The sequence below is a fragment of the Bradyrhizobium sp. CCBAU 11386 genome (assembly GCF_028128955.1).
GTDB lineage: Bacteria > Pseudomonadota > Alphaproteobacteria > Rhizobiales > Xanthobacteraceae > Bradyrhizobium.
Genome location: NZ_LBKA01000258.1, coordinates 54,268 through 71,500 on the forward strand (window position 1 = coordinate 54,268; position 17,233 = coordinate 71,500).

Here is a 17,233-nt window from a genome sequence, read left to right on the forward strand (position 1 = left end):
GTCATGAGGTCGCGCGCAGACAAGCTCGGTCGGATGGTCTCTCTCGTGAAGCTCCAGCTCCGGCTGTCCGAATGGCAGCTCGTACACTTGCGGCAGCAGGAGCGCAGCTTGCAGGACGAGCAGGAATGGCTGGTCGGGGCGCTGAACGAGGGGAAGCCGCCGGCGGGGTCGTCGAGCGAGTCGATCGCGCGGCGCCTCAACAGGACGAGCGTCGGTGCGCGCGCCGTGAAAGAGCAGGCTTCGCGGCAGCTCGACCAGGTTCGTGCGGAGAGCCGGCGTGTGAAACAGCTCGAGGAAGTCGCCAAGGCGGCACTCGCGGACAAGCTTCGCGAGGCGGAAAAGCGCTCGCTCGAGGAGATGACGGGAACAAGCCTCACCGTGCGCGAGTGGACGCCACGGCCAGCCAGCCGGAACAAGACATGATCGTGACAGCGACACCCGACCTCGTCCTCGACGTTCTCGAGGCCGCCGACCCCGTGACGCAACGCGCGGCGACCGCCAAGCTCGATGCGCTGAAATCGTCGGACGCCGATTTCGCCGCCACGATGGACGCGGAGGCCGGCAAGGCCGCAGCGGCGAGTGCCGACCAATCCGCGGCGCAGGTTTCCGAAGCGCAGTCGGGTGCGGTGAATGGGGCGCCGGTGCAGGTGATCAAGGCGCCGGCGTCCGGCGACGTCTATCGGAAGTTCGAGGCGTTCATCCTCCAGACCTTCGTCGAGACGATGCTGCCGAAGGAATCCGAGGAAGTCTTCGGCAAGGGGACCGCCGGCAGCGTCTGGAAGTCGATGCTGGCGGAACAGCTCGGCAACCAGCTCGCCAAGGGCAAGGGCATCGGCATTGCGAGACAGCTGGCCGGCGCGCATCCGGCGGGACCGGACGTGACGGGCAAGGCCGGATGATGATCCGGGAATGGGCGACAGAAGTTGAGGGGTGAATTTTCAATGCAGGCACAAGAAGGCGCGGCGGCCCTGGTGATGGAGCAGCCGGTCGTGGATACCGGGGCGATGACGGTCGAAGCAGCATCGGGCGATGCGCTGTTGCCCGTGCTGCTGCCGAATGTCGGCGGCGAGGCGGTGGTCGACGGCACCGAGGCGGCGAGAGCGGACGAGGTGCGCGGCCTTCTGGCGGCGATCCGCCGGCTCGAGGGTATCGTCGAGGAGGAGACGGTTGCGCTCGCTACGGGCAAGAAGATCGATTTCGACGACTTCAGCGCCCGCAAGAGCCGGAGCATGCTCGAGTTCGTCCGCCTGATGCGGGCGCGGATGCATCTCGGCAGCGAGGCCGAGATCACCGAAGAGATCCAGCGGTTGCGCGAGAAGCTCGAGCGGAATCGTTCCATCCTCGAAATGCACTACGACGCGGTGCGCGAGGTCGCGACCATCATCGTCAAGGCGATCAGGGAGGCCGATTCGGACGGCACCTACACCGGTCGCGCAGCGCAGGACGGAAAATGATCAGACTCGTGCTTGCCGGACTCTGGGTCTGCATCCTCACGGCAGGCACGAGCTACGCCGTGGCCTATTGGAAGGAAAACGGCAGCCTGCTGCCGGCAAAGGACGCATATCTCGACGGGCTCCAATACCAGAAGACGCGGGCGCTGAGCGTGCCCATGGTCGAGAACGGCAGTGTGCAGGGCTACATCGTCGCGCGCTTCGTCTACACCGTGGAGGCGCGGACCATGCACCAGCTCAACGTTCCGCCGGAGCCGTTCGTCGTCGACGAGGCCTTCCGCAGGATCTATGCCGACGACCGCCTCGATTTCAGGAAGCTCGCCCGTTACGACCTCTCCATCCTCACGACGGGCATCAAGCAGCGCGTCAACGAGCGGATGCAGGCCGACGTCGTCCAGGACGTCCTGGTCGAGGACTTCAACTACGTCTCGAAGGAAGAATTCCAGCAGAAGCCCTAGAGCACGGTCCGGACAAGCGCGAAGCGGCTTTCCGGGAGGACCATGCTCGACCAGGAATCCAAGGCGCGCGCCTGATCGCGTCGCGCTTTGGTATGGCGGCGCCTCGCGCCGCGAGGCCTGCGTTCTGCCGTCTCCGCCACTGAAAGTGCAACGGCCTCTGCGAAGGTGCTCCGCAGAGGCCGTTGTCGTTTTCGCGGCAGCGCTCTGCCGCGTCAGTTTCCGGCTGGATAGGCCGCCGGGACGGCATGCGCCCTGTTGAGGAGGATACCGACCTCGTCGAGATCCTGCATCGGTACGTCGACGGTCTCGCCGGCGGGGATGTTGAGGCGGTATCCGACGTAGCGCCGGGCCACGATTGCGTCGAAGCCGAGGCGGTCGCGGAGCTTCTTGCGCAGTTTGCTGACGTGGCTCTCGATCACGCTCTCGTCGAAGGTCGACTCGAAGATGCCGTAGACCGCGTTGAAGATCTGCGTCTTGGTGATCCACTTGCCGTGGTTGCTGACCATATATTCGAGAATGCGCAATTCGCGGCGGGGCAGGGTGAGGGCGTGGCCCGCGATCTCGGGGTCGCGTCCATTGAAGAAGACCTGGATCCTGGTCTCGCAGGGTCTCGGTAGCTCGCCCACCCGGCGGCGCGCGATCGCGGCCGTTCGGGCGAGTATCTCGCGCAGGTGAATCGGCACGTACACGACGTCGTCGACGCCCGATTCGAACAGCTCCAGCGTGTTCTTGAGCATCTTCTGGCCGCTCATGGCGATGATGGGAGCCGAGGAGCGCTTGCGCATCGCCCGCGGCAGGCTTCCGCGGGCATCGCAATCCCCGAGGAGGAAGGCGTCGACCGCTGCCAGGTCCGATTCACTCGCAGATTGCAGCCAGTCCCAGAATTCTCCGGAGGAGAAGCCGATCGACGATACGCCTTCGCGAACGAGCCCTCCGACATAGCTGTTCGTGACGCTCTCGCGATCATCAACGATAATATACATCAGTCTTTCGCCCCTGTTTCGCACTTGTCGCGGCCGGTGGGTTGTTGTGATGCCCGGCTCGGCGACCATGCTGTTTGACGATATTTCCATCCCGCGAACCGTTGTTATGGTTTGGATATTCGCGGGCAGCCCTACGCATTCAGTGCCTGCGTTTTCCGCGGGCCTGTTACTTCGACTCGATACTGAACGCTTACTGCGTGAGGCCCGGCGGGTGTCTTGCGGATCACCTCGCGGAGCGGATTGAGACAGCGACCTAGAACAGTTGCGCCAAGTTGCTTATCGCGTCCGAACGCTACCGAACTTTGCCGATCTCCTCGCCAACTGGCGAGAATCACTTGAGTAGGACCGTAACAATTGCCGATTTCCGATCAAGCGCGCGCAACAAAGCGATTGCTAAGTGTGTTTGATGCTGTTGTTTTGTTTCGAGTTGTTTCTTGATATATTCAATCGCATCAGTTGATTTGGATTCCGAACTAGTTTTGCACCGTGCCGGTTCTATAGTTCCGCATCCCCGTATAATCACAGCTATTTTGGGTAGTGTTGCGGGGTAGGCGCATGGAGGGGTTTTCAACCCCGGATTGACTCTCTCCACCGTTTTTCCACATGCGACAATTCGACTCATGTACGGCGAGGCGACTCCAGCTTGGCGAAATCTTGGCGAGGGTGTGTCTTTCGAGTCGCACTCTCGCCACGTGCGTGACGCTTTCGACTCATGGGACGTCGCGTCGGGCGCGATGAAAAGTTTTCGATGCGCACGTCTCGGGCAAGCTTCGACAAATAAATTCGTCGTTCGATAGATCGAACCGAACGGAGCATTCTTGCATGTTGTCCGATGGAAAAGCTCGTCCCAACGAGACTGCTGACGTTTCCGCGGCGGCGAAGCCAGCCAATACAAAGGACAACGCGACGCAAACGGCCAAGCCCGCCGCGAGCGCAAAGCGTGCGTCGGCTGCGGCGAGCGACGAAGCGTTGGCGAAAGAGGCGCTCGAGGGGCTGAAGCGCATTCGCGCCAAGGCGCGCCTCGACAAGATGGCGATACCCAAGCCTGCGCCGGTCGTGATCAAGCCGGCCATGATCGTGGCCAAGCCGCCGCCGCCCCGTCCGACATGGGTCGCGCCACTCGCGACGTTGGCGGTCGCCGCCGTGCTGGTGGTCTGCGCCTGCACCGGCGTGATCGCCTATCTCACCACACAGCCCGCCCAGAACAATGTCGCGGCCAATACGGAGATCAGGAATCTGCGCGAGACGGTCGCCCAGCTGCGCAAGCAGGTGTCGGGCGTGTCCGAAAATCTCGACGGCCTGCGCACCGCGGTCGACCAATCGAGCAAGGCGACCAATGATCGCTTCGGCAGGTTTGCCGAGAATCTGGACCGCATCGAGCGGGTGAGCTCGTCCTCGACGGTAAAGCTCGACAAGCTCGCCCAGGCGCAGGCCCAGGCTCCGGCGCCGACTTTGGCGCAATCGCAGCCGTCGCCGCAGGCCGCGCCGATGATGGCTTCGCTCGCCGCGCCCGAGGTCACGGGCTCGGTGCCTCCCTCCGAGCGCGCATCAGTGCCGCGGAAGGTGGTCAAGGGCTGGTCGGTGCGCCAGGCCTATGAGGGGATTGCGATCCTGCAAAGCCCGAACGGCGTCATCGAGGCCGTGCTGGGGCAGCAGGTGCCCGGCCTTGGCCGCATCGAGGAGATCCGGAACGAGAACGGGCGCCTGGTGGTCGAATCCAGCGGGGGCGTGATCTATTCGTCGCGCAAGGCAACGCCCTGATCGACGGCGCCTTCTATTGGCGGTGATGCTCGAAGCTGGTGCATAGCAGATCGACCTCCGGCTCCGCGATCGGCGCGCGAAACAGGCGGCAGCTGAACTCGACCGTCGTCTTGCCGTCCGCCGTGGTGCGATCTTCCCGGAGGAAGATGCAGCGCTTGCAGATGTCGGTATGGTGCCGCTGCTCGGCCGCGTCCGACTGGTCCAGCACGTGGCGGAGCGCGTCGCGAAAGCGGATCTTGGCCTCGTCGTCGAGGACGGCAATCGCCTCGACGAGAACGCTGACGGGGTCGCGCGCCAGGAACTTCTTGCCCTGCTGCGTGACGCTCAGCATCACCGACCGCTTGTCCTTGGCCGAGCGCTTTCGTTCGAGATAGCCGAGCCGCTCGAGCTCACCGATGATGAACGAGGCGGTGCCGCGCGTGGTGCCGACGTAGCTCGCGAGCGCCGAGGGTGTGCGGGAGAACCGGTTGGCGCGGGAGAGGAAGCGCAGCGCCATCCACTCGCGGTCGCGCAGGCCGTGCTTGGTGCCTTCGAACCAGAGGATTCGTGCGACCTGCTCCAACAGTTCAATCGATTCGCGAGCCAGATTCATTTCACTTCCAGGTCGGATAAAGCTTTATTCAATTGAGCCTTCGGGTAGCGCAATCTGGGTGGACGAGAATGAAACTCTCGGGCGATCCTTGGCCCGGACGGCGGGGCGCACTTGGAAGAGGGGCTCTCCGTTTCCGGAGATGGAACTTCCGGCCGTGGAACTAGAGCGTCACAAAGAAAGTTCGAGTAAACCGCGCGACTCAACTCTTCTGAAAATTTCAGTCAAATGACGGCGGCTCGCGTGCGGGATTCCGATAGTGCGCAACATCCCGGCAACATGATGTGTCGTTGCGGCCACCATGGAGCCCATTTGTTGCGGCGAAGCGTCTCGAAGTGGCGAGGGGGCGGAGCGTCGGCAACTTCTGACCGCGAGAGGTGCGGCGGAAGAACCCCCGTTTTCGGTTAATGGATGTTGCGCCGCAGCGCAGCCACGCGGTTAAATCGGGCACACGATCAAATCCGGGAAGCTTGCGCGTGGCCTTGCGCGCGGACGATTGCCGGCCCGCGGCATCATCTCGATCCAGCTCATGCGGGGCACGGGGGAGCAGCGTCAGGGACAAGCCTGAAGACCGTATGCTCGCAGGCTGGTGATTTGCGTTTCCCCGGCAACTATTGGCGAATGCGTCGCCCTCGGGGATACCACCACGGGCAGCAGGAAGGGACAGATCGATGAGCTTCGAAACCACCATGACGTCCGACGTCGTCGGGCTGACGAAAGTTGCCCCGGTCTCGCGCCGCGGATTCATGAGCGCCACCGCGGCCGTCGCCGCCGGCTACACGCTTGCGGCAGGTCCAGTCCGCGCCGAGGTGATCACGACGGACACCAGCGGCCTCCAGGCCGGCGACGCCAGGATCAAGGTTGGCTCCGGGGAGATGCCTGCCTATTTCGCCCGCCCCGCCGGCAACACCAAGGCGCCGGTGATCATCGTGGCGATGGAGATCTTCGGCCTGCACGAATACATCAAGGACGTGACGCGGCGCCTGGCCAAGCTCGGCGCATTCGCGGTCGCGCCCGATTATTACTTCCGCAAGGGCGCCGACCTGACCAAGATCACCGACATCAAGGACCTGCTGCCGGTCGTGAATGCCAAGCCGGATGCCGAGCTGCTGTCCGATCTCGATGCGACGGTGGCGTGGGCGGGATCGCAGGGCGGCGACACTGCGAAGCTCGGCATCATCGGCTTCTGCCGGGGCGGGCGCACCGTCTGGGAGTATGCCGCTCACGGCGGCACTCTCAAGGCGGGTGTCGCCTTCTATGGAACGGTGGTCGACCCCGCCAATCCGCTGTGGCCGAAGAGTCCGCTCCAGCTTGCACCCGAGATGAAGGCGCCGGTGCTCGGCCTCTATGGCGGCGCCGATACCGGCATTCCCGTTGCGCAGGTCGAGCAGCTCAAGGCGGCGCTCGAGCAGAACAAGAAGACGGCTGAATTCAAGATCTACCCCGAAGCGCCGCACGGCTTCCATGCCGACTACCGCGGCAGCTACCGCAAGGACGCCGCGGAAGATGCCTGGAAGCAGGCCGAGGCCTGGTTCAAGAAAAATGGCGTCCTGAGCTGACGCTGGATTCTAAGGGCGGCCGATCGGCCGCCCTTTCTCTATCAAAGTGCGCTGACGTCACTTCACCATCGCGCCATAGACGATGTCTTGGACCTGCTCGCGATAGTATTTCCGGAGCTCCCCGGGCGCCGCCGTTCCCACCACCACGACGAGACGCTCCTTGGGATCGCAGAAGAACTGCGTCCCGAACGCGCCGTTCCAGGTGAACTCGCCGGGATTGCCGGGGACCGACGACAGCCCTTCGCTGGTGCGGACCGCAACCGCGAGGCCAAAGCCGAAGCCGGCGCGATGCGGTTCGACGTTCGCCACGTTGTTCTTGATCTCCGGGCCGAGATGGTTGGTCGTCATGTGATGCACGGTCTTCGGGCCGAGGATGCGCTGGCCGTCGAGCTCGCCACCGTTGAGCAGCATCTGCCCGAAGCGGATGTAGTCGCCGACCGTCGCGAACGAACAGGCGCCGCCGCAGTCGAACCTGGTCGGCGTGTCTAGCAGCTTGATGGCTTGCGGCTTCCCCGTCAGCGGATCGTTGGCGAACGGGCGCGCGAGGCGAGGGCGCTGCGCGTCGGTCGGGTGGAAGGTCGCGTCCTTCATGCCGAGCGGCTGCCACACATTGGCGGCGAGATAGTCGCCGAGCCGCTGCTCGCTCACCTTCTCCACGACGGCGCCGAGCACGTCGATCGAAAAGCCGTATTCGAACTCGGTCGAGGGCTGATGCGCCAGCGGCAGCTTTGTGATGCGCTCGATGAAGGCCTGGGTCTCGCCTTCGATCGCCGGCGCGACGCCGTCAGGGTATTGCCGCGCCACCGGGCTCGAACTGTCCGGGCGGCCGCCATACATCAATCCGGACGTATGCCGGTAGAGATCGTGGATGAAGATCGGCGAGGCCTGTGGCTCGAGCTTGAGCGAGCCGTCGGCCTGGGGCACGCCGACCTTCATGTCGGCAAAGCCGGGATAGTAATCGGACAGCCTGGCCTGGAGCGGCAGCCGGCCCTGCTCCATCAGCGTCAGGCCGGCGACCGCTGCCATCGGCTTGGTCATCGAGGCCAGCGCGAAGATCGCGTCAACAGGCATCGGCGTGCCCTTGTCCGGATCGAGCATGCCGTAGGCCTTGTAGTGCACGAGCTTGCCGTCCCGCGCCACCGCGACGACTGCACCCGGCACACGCTTTGCGGCAATCTCGCGCGCGAAGAAACTGTCGAGCCGCGCAAGGCCCTGTTTCGAGAAACCGGCGTCATCAGGGTTGGCTTCGGGCAGCGGTGCGGCGCGCGCCGCACCGAACGTGATGACGGCAGCCGCCGCCGCGATCATGGCGATCGTCTTCTTCATTGTATCCTCCCAAGGGCGAGCTCGTTATGCAGTGGCCCGCTGAATGCGCAGATCACGACCGCACCGGAGCGAAGTCAAGCGCGGGCAGGGCATGTCTGGGGCGCGCCGGAGATAGCCGAACCTATCGTCCTTCGCCGGCGTGCCACAGCGCATCCAGGCCGTGCCGGTAGGTCGGATGGGCCAGCGCGACACCGAGCTCGCGCTTCAATTTCGCGTTGGAGACACGGGCGCTGCTGGCATAGAAGCTGCGCGCCATCGCGGACATCTCGGCAGTCTCGAACGCCTCTTCAGGCGGCGGCGCAACGCCCATGAGCTGCGCGGCATAGGCGATCACGTCCTGCGGCGGTGCGGGCTCGTCGTCGCAGACGTTCCAGGTGCCGCTGCCCTGGTGATGAACCGCGGCCATGATCGCGCTTGCGATGTCGTCGGCGTGGATGCGGTTGAAGATCTGTCCGGTCTTGATGATGCGCCGGGCCGTTCCGGTGCGCAGCGTCACCAGCGCGTTGCGGCCGGGACCGTAGATGCCTGCAAGCCGCAGGATCGCGACATCGCCCCGCCCCATATCCGTCCAGGCCTGCTCCGCTGCGAGCCGCATGCGTGTGCGGTCGAGGGCGGCCTGCGGCGGCGTGCTTTCGTCCACCCAGGCACCGGCGTGATCGCCATATACGCCGATCGTGGACAGGTAGATGATCTTGCGCTGACGGCCCGCCGCCAGCACGTCCGCGAAGGCCGCGATTGCGGGATCACCGCCGCTGCCGGGCGGGACCGATACCAGAAGGACATCGGCGTCGCTGATACGTTCAGCCGTCTCGCGGGCCGGACGGCTCCCGGAAAACGGATGCACCTCGATGCCTGCAAGGTCGTCCCGTTTCGCGGGATCGCGCACCGTGCCGGCGATGTGCGAGAAGGCGCCGCCGAATCTGCGGACGAAATGCCTGGCGCTGTAGCCGAAGCCTAGAATGAAGAGCCGCATGTCTCTCCCGTGCAGGTCGGAGTTCCCGTTCGCGCCCCGGCGCGCCCCCGCTCATAAGGGATTTTTGGGTCCGGCAAAAGATATTGCAATTTTACGCGCCTGCCAGTGCAGGCGATGATCGCACGTCACGGAGGCGTCATGCGGGAAGGGTCGATCATGCAGGCGGAAGCGGCCACCATTGAGCCAACTGAGGCCAGCGAACTGATCCGGCGCGCGGCCGCGCTGATCTTCGATGTCGATGGCACCCTTGCCGAGACGGAGGAACTGCATCGGCAGGCCTTCAACCGCGCCTTTGTTCGCCACGGTCTCGACTGGCATTGGGACCGCGCCGTCTACAAGGACCTGCTGCGGGTGACAGGCGGCAAGGAGCGCATTCGCGCTTACCATGGAAGGCAAGAGATCGCGCCGCCATTGTCAGATGCCGACATCGCCGAACTCCACCGCGTCAAGACCGCGCATTACGCCGAACTGATCGAGACGGGCTGTTGCCCGCTGCGGCCGGGCGTGACGGACCTTCTCACCGCGGCGAAGGCGCGCGGCCAGCGGCTTGCGATCGCGACCACCACCTCACACGGCAACATCGATGCGCTGCTGTCGCGGGCGCTGGGGATGCGCTGGACCGCGGATTTCGATGCGATCGTTGCCGGTGACGACGTCCGCTGCAAGAAGCCTGCGCCGGATGTCTATCTCGAAGTCCTGGCGCGGCTGAAGCTGGAGGCTTCCGACTGCGTCGCGATCGAGGATTCCGCCAACGGCCTGATCGCGGCGTCGCGGGCAAACATCCCGGTTCTGATCACGCGCAGCATGTTCTTCCGGGACGATGATTTCAGGGCGGCGCGGGTCGTGCTGGACGATCTGTCGGGGCTGGGATGAGGTCGCCAACTAAAAAACTGAAAAACAACCCCATGCACAGTAGAATGGGCCGGCGTGTCTGCCGCCTTCAGTGGACGCGGTGACTCGTTCTATCGTCTTCAGCCTGCTCGACAATCTGCGCAATCGGGCTCGACTGATGGTGAACCAGGCGCCAGTCGTCGCCGACGCGGCGAAAATGGTTGGCAGCGGCCAAAGCGGTGCCGTCGACGATCTCGATGCAGAGCACGCGCGCGCTGTCGCCGTCGACGATGGCCTGCGGTTCGGCGCAGACGATCTGCGGCCGCTCCGGATTTTGCAGGATGTCGCGCCAGCTCCCGATCACGGTGGCCCGCCCGATGATCGCCGGCCAGCCGGGGTGGATGCAGGAAATGGCGTCGTCATCCGCCCACATCCGTTCCATGCCGGCGAAATCGCCCGACGAAAAGGCGGCGTAGAAGGCCGCGTTCGCGGCGATGACCTTGCTGTCCTTTGCCATGGCTCTCGGGTGGGCCAAGGACAGGCAAAAATCAAGCGCGACTTCCGTCGATTTTGACCGCAGTGCAGCATCGACGTCCGGGATTGCCGTCACGCGGAAACGTGCGTCTCCACCGCCCGCCGCGCGCCATCCTTATAGAGACGGCCGAGCGCCGCGGTCACGGCCTCGCGCAGGCGCGGCTCGGCACCCAGCGGCCCGAACACCTTCTCGACCCCGAGCAGTGCGGGCGCGAGCCGTTCGGCGACGGGACCCGCCTCGCGCGCCAGCGCCGCGAGCTCGCCGGCCAGCGGATCGCGCACGTCGATGGCGCGGCCCTGCTCGTCGCGGGCGGTGACGTAGCGCATCCAGCCGGCGACCGCCAGCGCATGGGTTGCGACCGGCAGGTTCTTGGCGAGGCGATCCCGCATCGCGCCGAGCAGGCGCTGCGGCAGCTTTTGCGAGCCGTCCATCGCGATCTGCCAGGTGCGATGATGCAGCGCCGGATTGGCAAAGCGCTTGAGCAACGAGGCGCGATAGGCGGCAAGGTCGGTGCTCGCCGGCATCGTCAGGGTCACCGCGGCCTCTTCCATCACCTGCGCGGCGAGACGCGCGAAATGCGGATCCTGCATGGTGTGGGCAATGGTCTCGTAGCCGGCGAGATAGCCGAGATAGGCGAGCGCGGAATGGCTGGCGTTGAGCAGCCGCAGCTTCATCAGCTCGAACGGCTTGACGTCGGTGACGAGCTCGACGCCCGCGGCGGCAAGATCGGGCCGGCCCGCCGGGAAGCGGTCCTCGACCACCCATTGCGTGAAGGGCTCGGTCATCACGGGCCAGGCGTCGCGAAAGCCCAGCGCCGATGACACCGCATCGCGGTCGGCATCCGTCGTCTCCGGCACGATGCGGTCGACCATGGTCGAGGGAAAGGCTGCGGTATCCGCGATCCACTTGCCGAGATCCTTCGAGCGCAGCGCGGCGAACTGCGTCACGATCCGTTGCACGGTGTGGCCGTTGGCGGCAAGGTTGTCGCAGCACAGCACGGTGAAGGGCGCAAGCCCCTGCGCCCGGCGGCGCGCCAGTGCAGCCACGATGAAGCCGGGCGCCGAGCGCGGCGCGTCAAAATTGTTCAGATCGTGCACGACGTCCGGGTGCCGCTCGTCGAGATCGCCGGTCTGCGGCGTGTGGCAATAGCCTTTCTCGGTGACGGTAAGCGAGACGATGCGAATGGCGGGATCGGCCATCCGCTCGATCAGCCGCGCCGGGTTCTCGCGTGCGACGACGCTGTCGAGCAGTGCGCCGATGACGCGGTGCTCGGTGCCTTCGGCAGCACGTACGGCGACTGTATAGAGATGATCCTGCGGGGCGAGGGCGTCGCGCGTATCAGGACTGCGCAGGCTCGCGCCGACGATGCCCCAGGATGCGGCCCCGGTGGCAAGGCAATCGTCGATGACGACGGCCTGATGTGCGCGATGAAAGGCCCCGAGGCCGAGATGCACGATGCCGGGCGTGACACGCGAACGGTCATAGGCCGGGCGGCGGATGCCAGGTGGCAGCCGGTCGAGACTGGCGCGGCCAAGGCGCGTTGAATTAAGGCGCATGGACGTCTCCCCTTTGCTTTGGCGCTGCTTGACATGGCGCCCGTGCTCGGTCAATGCTCCGGTCAATTGGTAAGACCAATTTTCCAAAAATTGGCGGGCCGCCGGGGCGATGCTTCCCTGCGGGACCCTTTCGGGGAGGCCAGCGTGCCGCTGGAAGCTGTGGAGGCGAGACGGCTCTATCGCCAGGTCGCCGATCAATTGCGAAGCCTGATCGACAGCGGCGAGTACGCGGTCGGCAGCCGCTTGCCGACCGAGCGCGAGCTCGCCGAACAGCTCAAGGTGTCGCGGCCGACGGTGCGCGAAGCCCTGATCGCGCTCGAGGTCGAAGGCCGCCTCCGCATCCGCGTCGGGTCCGGCATCTATGTGATCGAGCCCGCCGCCGTTGCGGCACCCGCAACCGCCTCCGTCATCGAGGGTCCGTTCGAGCTCCTGCGCGCCCGCGAATTCCTGGAAAGCGCGATCGCCGAGCAGGCCGCGCGCGTCGCGACCAAGGACGATCTCGCCCGCATCGACGCGTCCCTTCTCGCGATGGAGAATGTCGAGCATCCCGGCGAAGCCTCGATGGTCCACGACCGCGCGTTCCATGTCGCGATCGCCGGAAGTCTTGGCAATGCCGTTCTGGTGCGCGTGGTCGGCGAGCTGTTCGACCAGCGCCTCAATCCCTATTTCGCTCAGCTTGCGCATTATTTTGAGAACCCGGGCACGTGGCGCACCGCGCTCGACGAACATCGCGCCGTGCGCGACGCGATCGCCGCGCATGATCCGGACGCCGCGCGCGAGGCGATGCGCAATCATCTGGCGCGCTCGCAGGCGCGCTTTGCGCAGAATTTTGGCGCCGAGACCGCGGCAGGATCGTCCTCGGCACGCGGTCGGACGGCACGATCTCCGGCAACGCCGGCAAAACCAGAACGGGCCCCGAAGAAGCAGGCCAAGAAACAAGCCAAAGAACAGGCCAAGAGCGGCAGCGTGCGGCGGCGATGAGATTGGGCGGCCCGCATCCCTCTTGGAGGCGGGCAAACAAGAAGCAGACTTGAACGATGGAGGAAAAGTCAGTGTTGAAGAAGATGACGATGATGCTCGCGGTCTCGGCCGCGGCGATGTGTGCGACGACCCATGCCGGCATGGCGCAGACCAAGCTCAAATGGGCCCATGTCTACGAGACCTCTGAGCCGTTCCATACCGCTTCGGTCTGGGCCGCGCAGGAGATCGGCAAGCGCACCAACGGACGCTATGCGGTCGATGTCTATCCGGCGTCCCAGCTCGGCAAGGAAGCCGACATCAACCAGGGCCTCTCGCTCGGCTCGGTCGACATCATCATCTCCGGCTCGAGCTTCGCGGCCAAGAGCTTCCCGCCGATCGGCGTGACCTACTATCCCTACACTTTCCGCGATGCCGATCATCTCCTGGCCTACACCAAGAGCGACATCTTCAAAGAGCTCGCCAAGGGTTATGAGGACAAGAGCGGCCACCACATCGTCGCCGTGACCTATTACGGCGTGCGCCAGACCTCGTCGAACAAGCCGATCAAGAGCTGCGCCGACCTCAAGGGCCTGAAGATGCGCGTGCCCGACGTTCCGGCCTATCTGGCGATGCCGCGCGCCTGCGGCGCCAACACCGCGCCGATCGCGTTCGCCGAAGTCTATCTCGCGCTGCAGAACGGCACCGTCGAGGCGCAGGAGAATCCGCTGACCACGATCGAGGCCAAGAAGTTCTACGAGGTGCAGAAGCACATCGTGCTGACCGGCCACATCGTCGACCACCTCAACACGGTGGTGGCGGGCGCGCTCTGGAAGAAGCTGAGCGACGAGGACAAGAAGATCTTCACCGACGTGGCTCAGGAGGCCGCCGCCAAGGCGACCGTGGAGATCAAGCAGAACGAAGCCAAGCTGGTCGCCTTCTTCAAGGAGAAGGGCCTGACCGTGACCGAGGTCGACAAGAACGAGTTCCGCGACACCGTGCTGAAGAACGTCGCGTTCGAGACGTTTGGCTATCGCAAGGCGGATTGGGAACGGATTCAGGCGGTGAAATAACAACGACTGTCATCCCGGGCGGTCCGTAGGACCGAACTACGGTGCGCAATTGCGCACCTGAGAATCTCGAGGTTCCGGGTTCGACGCTGACGCGTCGCCCCGGAACGACGTTCAGGTCCCTAGGAGCACCCCCATGTCGACCGCCGAAATACACCGGCAGATCACCGCGGACGAGATCGCCCACACCTTCGAGGAGGAGGCGACGCCGAAGGTCGATCTCGGCATCTACGCTTTCGAGGACTGGGTGGCGCTGGCGATCTTCTGGGTGATGGCGCTCGCCGTCTTCCTCCAGTTCTTCACCCGCTACGTCCTCAACGACAGCTATGCGTGGACCGAGGAGATCGCGACCTACTGCCTGATCGGCGTGGTCTTCATCGGCGCCTCGATGTGCGTAAGGCTGTCGCGGCACATCCAGGTCGATCTCATCTACCGCTATCTACCGCATCTCGTGGCGCGCACGCTGTCGACGGTCATCGACCTGATCCGGATCGCCTTCTTCGGCTACGCCATCAAGCTGGTCTGGGTCTACATCCAGATCATCGGCGACGAGTCCATGACCACCATCAATCTTCCCAAGGACTACGTCTATTACGCCGTGCTGGCCGGCTTCGTGTTGATGTTCGTGCGCTCGGTACAGGTGGCGCTGCAACATTTGCGACAGGGCTATTCGATCCTCGAATGTCCCGGCGCCTACGACGGTTTTGAAGGGTAAGGTCATGCTGCTGTTGCTTGGTGGCTTTCTCGTTCTGATGCTGCTCGGCGTTCCCGTGGCGATCGCCATGGCCGCGTCGTCGCTGCTCTACATCCTGGTCAGCGGCGTGACGCCCGATGTGACGCTGGCGCAGCGCATGATCGCCGGCGTCGAGAGCTTTCCGCTGCTCGCCGTGCCGTTCTTCATCCTGGCCGGCAACCTCATGAACATCGCCGGGGTGACCGGCCGCATCTACAAGTTCGCGGTCGCGTTGGTCGGCTGGATGCGCGGCGGCCTCGGTCACGTCAACATCATCGGCTCGGTGATCTTCTCCGGGATGTCCGGCACCGCGATCGCGGACGCCGCCGGTCTTGGCACCATCGAGATCAAGGCGATGAAGGACCACGGCTACTCCACCGAGTTCTCGGTCGGCGTCACCGCGGCGTCCGCGACGCTCGGCCCGATCATCCCGCCGTCGCTGCCCTTTGTGATCTACGGCATGATGGCGAACGTCTCGATCGGCGCGCTGTTTCTGGGCGGCGTCATTCCCGGCATCGTCATGACGCTTCTGATGATGGCCACCGTCACCTATTTCGCGCACAAGAACAAATGGGGCAGCGATACGCCGTTCTCCTGGCCGCAGCTCGGTTCGGCCGGGCTCGAGATCGCCATCGTGCTCGCTTTCCCGCTCGCGATCTGGCTGATGGTGGTTGCCGGCATGTCGACCAACATGGCGGTCGTCATCGGGCTCGGCGCGCTGCTCGCGATCGACTGGTACTTCGACTTCTCGGCGGTGATGGCGCTGATGGCGCCGGTGATCCTGATCGGCGGCATGACGCTGGGCTGGTTCACGCCGACCGAAGCTGCGGTCGCCGCCGTGATATGGTCGCTGTTCCTCGGGCTCGTGCGCTACCGCACCATGACGCTGAAGACGGTGGCGAAGGCGACTTTCGACACCATCGAGACCACGGCCTCGGTGCTGTTCATCGTGACAGCTGCGTCGATCTTCGCCTGGCTGCTGACGGTGTCGCAGGCAGCCCAGATGCTCTCGGACTGGATGCTCAGCATCACCCACAACAAATGGGTGTTCCTGGCGCTTGCCAACGTCCTGATCCTGTTCGTCGGCTGCTTCATCGACACCACGGCGGCGATCACCATTCTGGTGCCGATCCTGTTGCCGATCGTGCTCAAGCTCGGCATCGATCCCATTCATTTCGGCCTCATCATGACGCTGAACCTGATGATCGGCCTGCTGCATCCGCCGCTCGGGATGGTGCTGTTCGTGCTCGCCCGCGTGGCCAAGCTCTCGGTCGAGCGCACGACGGTGGCGATCCTGCCCTGGCTGGTGCCGCTGATGCTCGCGCTGATCGCGATCACCTACATCCCCGAACTGACCCTCTGGCTGCCTAAATACATGGGACTTTCCAAATGACCTCCACTGCTCTCGCCGCAACCCTGTTCGGCCCCGAAGATCTGCGCATGATCGAGCATCCGCTCGACAAGCTCGCGTCAGGCATGGTGCGCATCCGCTTCGGCGCCGGCGGCATCTGCGGCTCGGACATGCATTACTTCCGCCACGCGCGGACCGGCGATTTCGTGGTGAAGTCGCCGCTGGTGCTGGGACATGAGATCTCCGGCGAGGTCGTGGAGATCTCGGGTTCCGCAGCCAATCTGAAGGTCGGCGACCGCGTCGCCGTCAATCCGTCGCGCTGGTGCGGCGATTGCGTCGCCTGCCGCGAGGGCCGGCCGAACCTCTGCGAAAACATCTATTTCATGGGCTCGGCGTCGAAGACGCCGCACATGCAGGGCGGCTTTGCCAATTACTTCGACGCGATCCCCGCGCAGTGCGTGAAGATCCCCGACCATGTGTCCTATCAGGCGGCAGCGCTCGCCGAGCCGCTCGCGGTCTGCCTGCACGCTGTGGCGCGCGCCGGCAATATCGAGGGCAAGCGCGGCATCATCTTTGGCGCCGGCCCGATCGGGCTTCTGACCATGCTCGCCGCGCACCGTGCCGGCATGGCCGACGTCACGGTGGCTGACATCGCCCCGGCGCCGCTCGCCTTTGCGACCCGGCTCGGCGCCTCTCACGTCGAGAACGTATCGGGTGGGGAAGAGGGCCTGAAGGCGCAGGCCGCGTCGCGCCCCTACGACGTCGCGTTCGAAGTCTCGGGCACGGCCGCCGGCCTTGCCAGTGCGATCGGCATCGTCAGGCGCGGCGGCGTCGTGGTGCAGATCGGCAATCTGCCGGGCGGCCAGATCCCGACCCCGTCGAACGCCGTGATGGCGAAGGAGATCGACCTGCGCGGCTCGTTCCGCTTCGGCTTCGAGTTCATGGCGGCGGTGGAACTGATCGGCGCCGGCAGCGTCGACGTGCTGTCGCTCGTCACCGCCGAGCGGCCGCTCTCGACCGCGCCCGATGCGCTGCGGCTGGCGCTCGACCGCTCGCAGAGCGTCAAGGTCGTGCTGACCGCGAACTGATCGGAGAGACCC

Annotated in this window: 18 protein-coding genes; 12 read left to right on the plus strand and 6 right to left on the minus strand. The window is 64.8% G+C overall.

Annotation, left to right across the window (positions count from 1 at the left end; genetic code table 11):
• The first annotated feature begins 3 nt into the window (after positions 1 to 3).
• The 4 genes from XI09_RS39630 to XI09_RS39645 are packed head-to-tail and all read left to right on the plus strand — an operon-like array spanning position 4 to position 1,909.
• Positions 4 to 423: a hypothetical protein gene (locus XI09_RS39630; RefSeq protein WP_271571752.1), complete on the plus strand. Its 420-nt coding sequence runs from the start codon at positions 4 to 6 to the stop codon at positions 421 to 423.
• Positions 420 to 899, plus strand: coding sequence for a rod-binding protein (locus tag XI09_RS39635; RefSeq protein ID WP_271571753.1), 480 nt, complete (start codon positions 420 to 422; stop codon positions 897 to 899). Before XI09_RS39630 ends, XI09_RS39635 begins: the two co-directional genes overlap by 4 nt.
• A gap of 42 nt (positions 900 to 941) precedes the next feature.
• Entirely contained in the window at positions 942 to 1,454 is a 513-nt protein-coding gene (locus tag XI09_RS39640) for a flagellar biosynthesis protein FlgN (RefSeq protein ID WP_271571754.1), read from the plus strand.
• Complete coding sequence (locus XI09_RS39645) at positions 1,451 to 1,909, plus strand: hypothetical protein (RefSeq protein WP_092184699.1); 459 nt, start codon at positions 1,451 to 1,453, stop codon at positions 1,907 to 1,909. Before XI09_RS39640 ends, XI09_RS39645 begins: the two co-directional genes overlap by 4 nt.
• Positions 1,910 to 2,121: 212 nt before the next feature.
• Here XI09_RS39645 and XI09_RS39650 read toward each other — a convergent pair whose 3' ends face one another.
• On the minus strand, positions 2,122 to 2,892 hold the full coding sequence (locus tag XI09_RS39650; protein ID WP_271571903.1) for a response regulator transcription factor: 771 nt from the start codon (positions 2,890 to 2,892) through the stop codon (positions 2,122 to 2,124).
• An 822-nt stretch (positions 2,893 to 3,714) separates the two neighbouring features.
• Here XI09_RS39650 and XI09_RS39655 point away from each other — a divergent pair.
• Positions 3,715 to 4,653 (plus strand): hypothetical protein, encoded by a 939-nt coding sequence (locus tag XI09_RS39655; protein ID WP_271571755.1) that lies wholly within the window; start codon positions 3,715 to 3,717, stop codon positions 4,651 to 4,653.
• A gap of 13 nt (positions 4,654 to 4,666) precedes the next feature.
• Here the strand turns inward: XI09_RS39655 and XI09_RS39660 are convergent, their stop codons facing one another.
• Complete coding sequence (locus XI09_RS39660) at positions 4,667 to 5,245, minus strand: MarR family winged helix-turn-helix transcriptional regulator (RefSeq protein ID WP_135175722.1); 579 nt, start codon at positions 5,243 to 5,245, stop codon at positions 4,667 to 4,669.
• A 668-nt stretch (positions 5,246 to 5,913) separates the two neighbouring features.
• Here XI09_RS39660 and XI09_RS39665 point away from each other — a divergent pair.
• Positions 5,914 to 6,801, plus strand: coding sequence for a dienelactone hydrolase family protein (locus tag XI09_RS39665; protein WP_271571756.1), 888 nt, complete (start codon positions 5,914 to 5,916; stop codon positions 6,799 to 6,801).
• A gap of 57 nt (positions 6,802 to 6,858) precedes the next feature.
• On the opposite strand, the gene XI09_RS39670 is transcribed toward XI09_RS39665, so the two are convergent.
• Together XI09_RS39670 and XI09_RS39675 are read right to left on the minus strand one after the other, a co-directional pair.
• Complete coding sequence (locus XI09_RS39670) at positions 6,859 to 8,127, minus strand: serine hydrolase domain-containing protein (protein WP_271571757.1); 1,269 nt, start codon at positions 8,125 to 8,127, stop codon at positions 6,859 to 6,861.
• A 121-nt stretch (positions 8,128 to 8,248) separates the two neighbouring features.
• The gene (locus tag XI09_RS39675) at positions 8,249 to 9,100 is read right to left on the minus strand and encodes an SDR family oxidoreductase (RefSeq protein WP_271571758.1); all 852 of its coding nucleotides are present in this window, start codon (positions 9,098 to 9,100) and stop codon (positions 8,249 to 8,251) included.
• 156 nt (positions 9,101 to 9,256) lie between these two features.
• Here XI09_RS39675 and XI09_RS39680 point away from each other — a divergent pair, with 156 nt between their 5' ends.
• Positions 9,257 to 9,973: an HAD family hydrolase gene (locus tag XI09_RS39680; protein ID WP_271571904.1), complete on the plus strand. Its 717-nt coding sequence runs from the start codon at positions 9,257 to 9,259 to the stop codon at positions 9,971 to 9,973.
• Positions 9,974 to 10,040: 67 nt separating this feature from the next.
• Here the strand turns inward: XI09_RS39680 and XI09_RS39685 are convergent, their stop codons facing one another.
• Complete coding sequence (locus tag XI09_RS39685) at positions 10,041 to 10,448, minus strand: nuclear transport factor 2 family protein (protein WP_271571759.1); 408 nt, start codon at positions 10,446 to 10,448, stop codon at positions 10,041 to 10,043.
• Between the two features lie 89 nt (positions 10,449 to 10,537).
• Positions 10,538 to 12,022 (minus strand): mannitol dehydrogenase family protein, encoded by a 1,485-nt coding sequence (locus XI09_RS39690; RefSeq protein WP_271571760.1) that lies wholly within the window; start codon positions 12,020 to 12,022, stop codon positions 10,538 to 10,540.
• 144 nt (positions 12,023 to 12,166) lie between these two features.
• Between XI09_RS39690 and XI09_RS39695 the strand changes: the two genes are divergently transcribed.
• The 5 genes from XI09_RS39695 to XI09_RS39715 all read left to right on the plus strand — a co-directional run bounded on the left by XI09_RS39695 (position 12,167) and on the right by XI09_RS39715 (position 17,221).
• Positions 12,167 to 13,003, plus strand: a complete 837-nt coding sequence (locus tag XI09_RS39695; RefSeq protein ID WP_271571761.1) for a FadR/GntR family transcriptional regulator — start codon at positions 12,167 to 12,169, stop codon at positions 13,001 to 13,003.
• An 89-nt stretch (positions 13,004 to 13,092) separates the two neighbouring features.
• The gene (locus XI09_RS39700) at positions 13,093 to 14,052 is read left to right on the plus strand and encodes a sialic acid TRAP transporter substrate-binding protein SiaP (RefSeq protein WP_271571905.1); all 960 of its coding nucleotides are present in this window, start codon (positions 13,093 to 13,095) and stop codon (positions 14,050 to 14,052) included.
• 133 nt (positions 14,053 to 14,185) lie between these two features.
• Complete coding sequence (locus XI09_RS39705) at positions 14,186 to 14,764, plus strand: TRAP transporter small permease (RefSeq protein ID WP_271571762.1); 579 nt, start codon at positions 14,186 to 14,188, stop codon at positions 14,762 to 14,764.
• A 4-nt stretch (positions 14,765 to 14,768) separates the two neighbouring features.
• Positions 14,769 to 16,175, plus strand: a complete 1,407-nt coding sequence (locus XI09_RS39710; protein WP_271571763.1) for a TRAP transporter large permease — start codon at positions 14,769 to 14,771, stop codon at positions 16,173 to 16,175.
• The gene (locus XI09_RS39715) at positions 16,172 to 17,221 is read left to right on the plus strand and encodes an L-idonate 5-dehydrogenase (protein ID WP_271571764.1); all 1,050 of its coding nucleotides are present in this window, start codon (positions 16,172 to 16,174) and stop codon (positions 17,219 to 17,221) included. Before XI09_RS39710 ends, XI09_RS39715 begins: the two co-directional genes overlap by 4 nt.
• Positions 17,222 to 17,233: the final 12 nt, after the last annotated feature.

Coding starts and splice junctions, on each gene's coding strand:
- XI09_RS39630 (WP_271571752.1), top strand. CDS start 4: ATGAGGTCGCGCGCAGACAAGCTCGGTCGGATGGTCTCTCTCGTGAAG.
- XI09_RS39635 (WP_271571753.1), top strand. CDS start 420: ATGATCGTGACAGCGACACCCGACCTCGTCCTCGACGTTCTCGAGGCC.
- XI09_RS39640 (WP_271571754.1), top strand. CDS start 942: ATGCAGGCACAAGAAGGCGCGGCGGCCCTGGTGATGGAGCAGCCGGTC.
- XI09_RS39645 (WP_092184699.1), top strand. CDS start 1,451: ATGATCAGACTCGTGCTTGCCGGACTCTGGGTCTGCATCCTCACGGCA.
- XI09_RS39650 (WP_271571903.1), bottom strand. CDS start 2,892: ATGTATATTATCGTTGATGATCGCGAGAGCGTCACGAACAGCTATGTC.
- XI09_RS39655 (WP_271571755.1), top strand. CDS start 3,715: ATGTTGTCCGATGGAAAAGCTCGTCCCAACGAGACTGCTGACGTTTCC.
- XI09_RS39660 (WP_135175722.1), bottom strand. CDS start 5,245: ATGAATCTGGCTCGCGAATCGATTGAACTGTTGGAGCAGGTCGCACGA.
- XI09_RS39665 (WP_271571756.1), top strand. CDS start 5,914: ATGAGCTTCGAAACCACCATGACGTCCGACGTCGTCGGGCTGACGAAA.
- XI09_RS39670 (WP_271571757.1), bottom strand. CDS start 8,127: ATGAAGAAGACGATCGCCATGATCGCGGCGGCGGCTGCCGTCATCACG.
- XI09_RS39675 (WP_271571758.1), bottom strand. CDS start 9,100: ATGCGGCTCTTCATTCTAGGCTTCGGCTACAGCGCCAGGCATTTCGTC.
- XI09_RS39680 (WP_271571904.1), top strand. CDS start 9,257: ATGCAGGCGGAAGCGGCCACCATTGAGCCAACTGAGGCCAGCGAACTG.
- XI09_RS39685 (WP_271571759.1), bottom strand. CDS start 10,448: ATGGCAAAGGACAGCAAGGTCATCGCCGCGAACGCGGCCTTCTACGCC.
- XI09_RS39690 (WP_271571760.1), bottom strand. CDS start 12,022: ATGCGCCTTAATTCAACGCGCCTTGGCCGCGCCAGTCTCGACCGGCTG.
- XI09_RS39700 (WP_271571905.1), top strand. CDS start 13,093: ATGATGCTCGCGGTCTCGGCCGCGGCGATGTGTGCGACGACCCATGCC.
- XI09_RS39705 (WP_271571762.1), top strand. CDS start 14,186: ATGTCGACCGCCGAAATACACCGGCAGATCACCGCGGACGAGATCGCC.
- XI09_RS39710 (WP_271571763.1), top strand. CDS start 14,769: ATGCTGCTGTTGCTTGGTGGCTTTCTCGTTCTGATGCTGCTCGGCGTT.
- XI09_RS39715 (WP_271571764.1), top strand. CDS start 16,172: ATGACCTCCACTGCTCTCGCCGCAACCCTGTTCGGCCCCGAAGATCTG.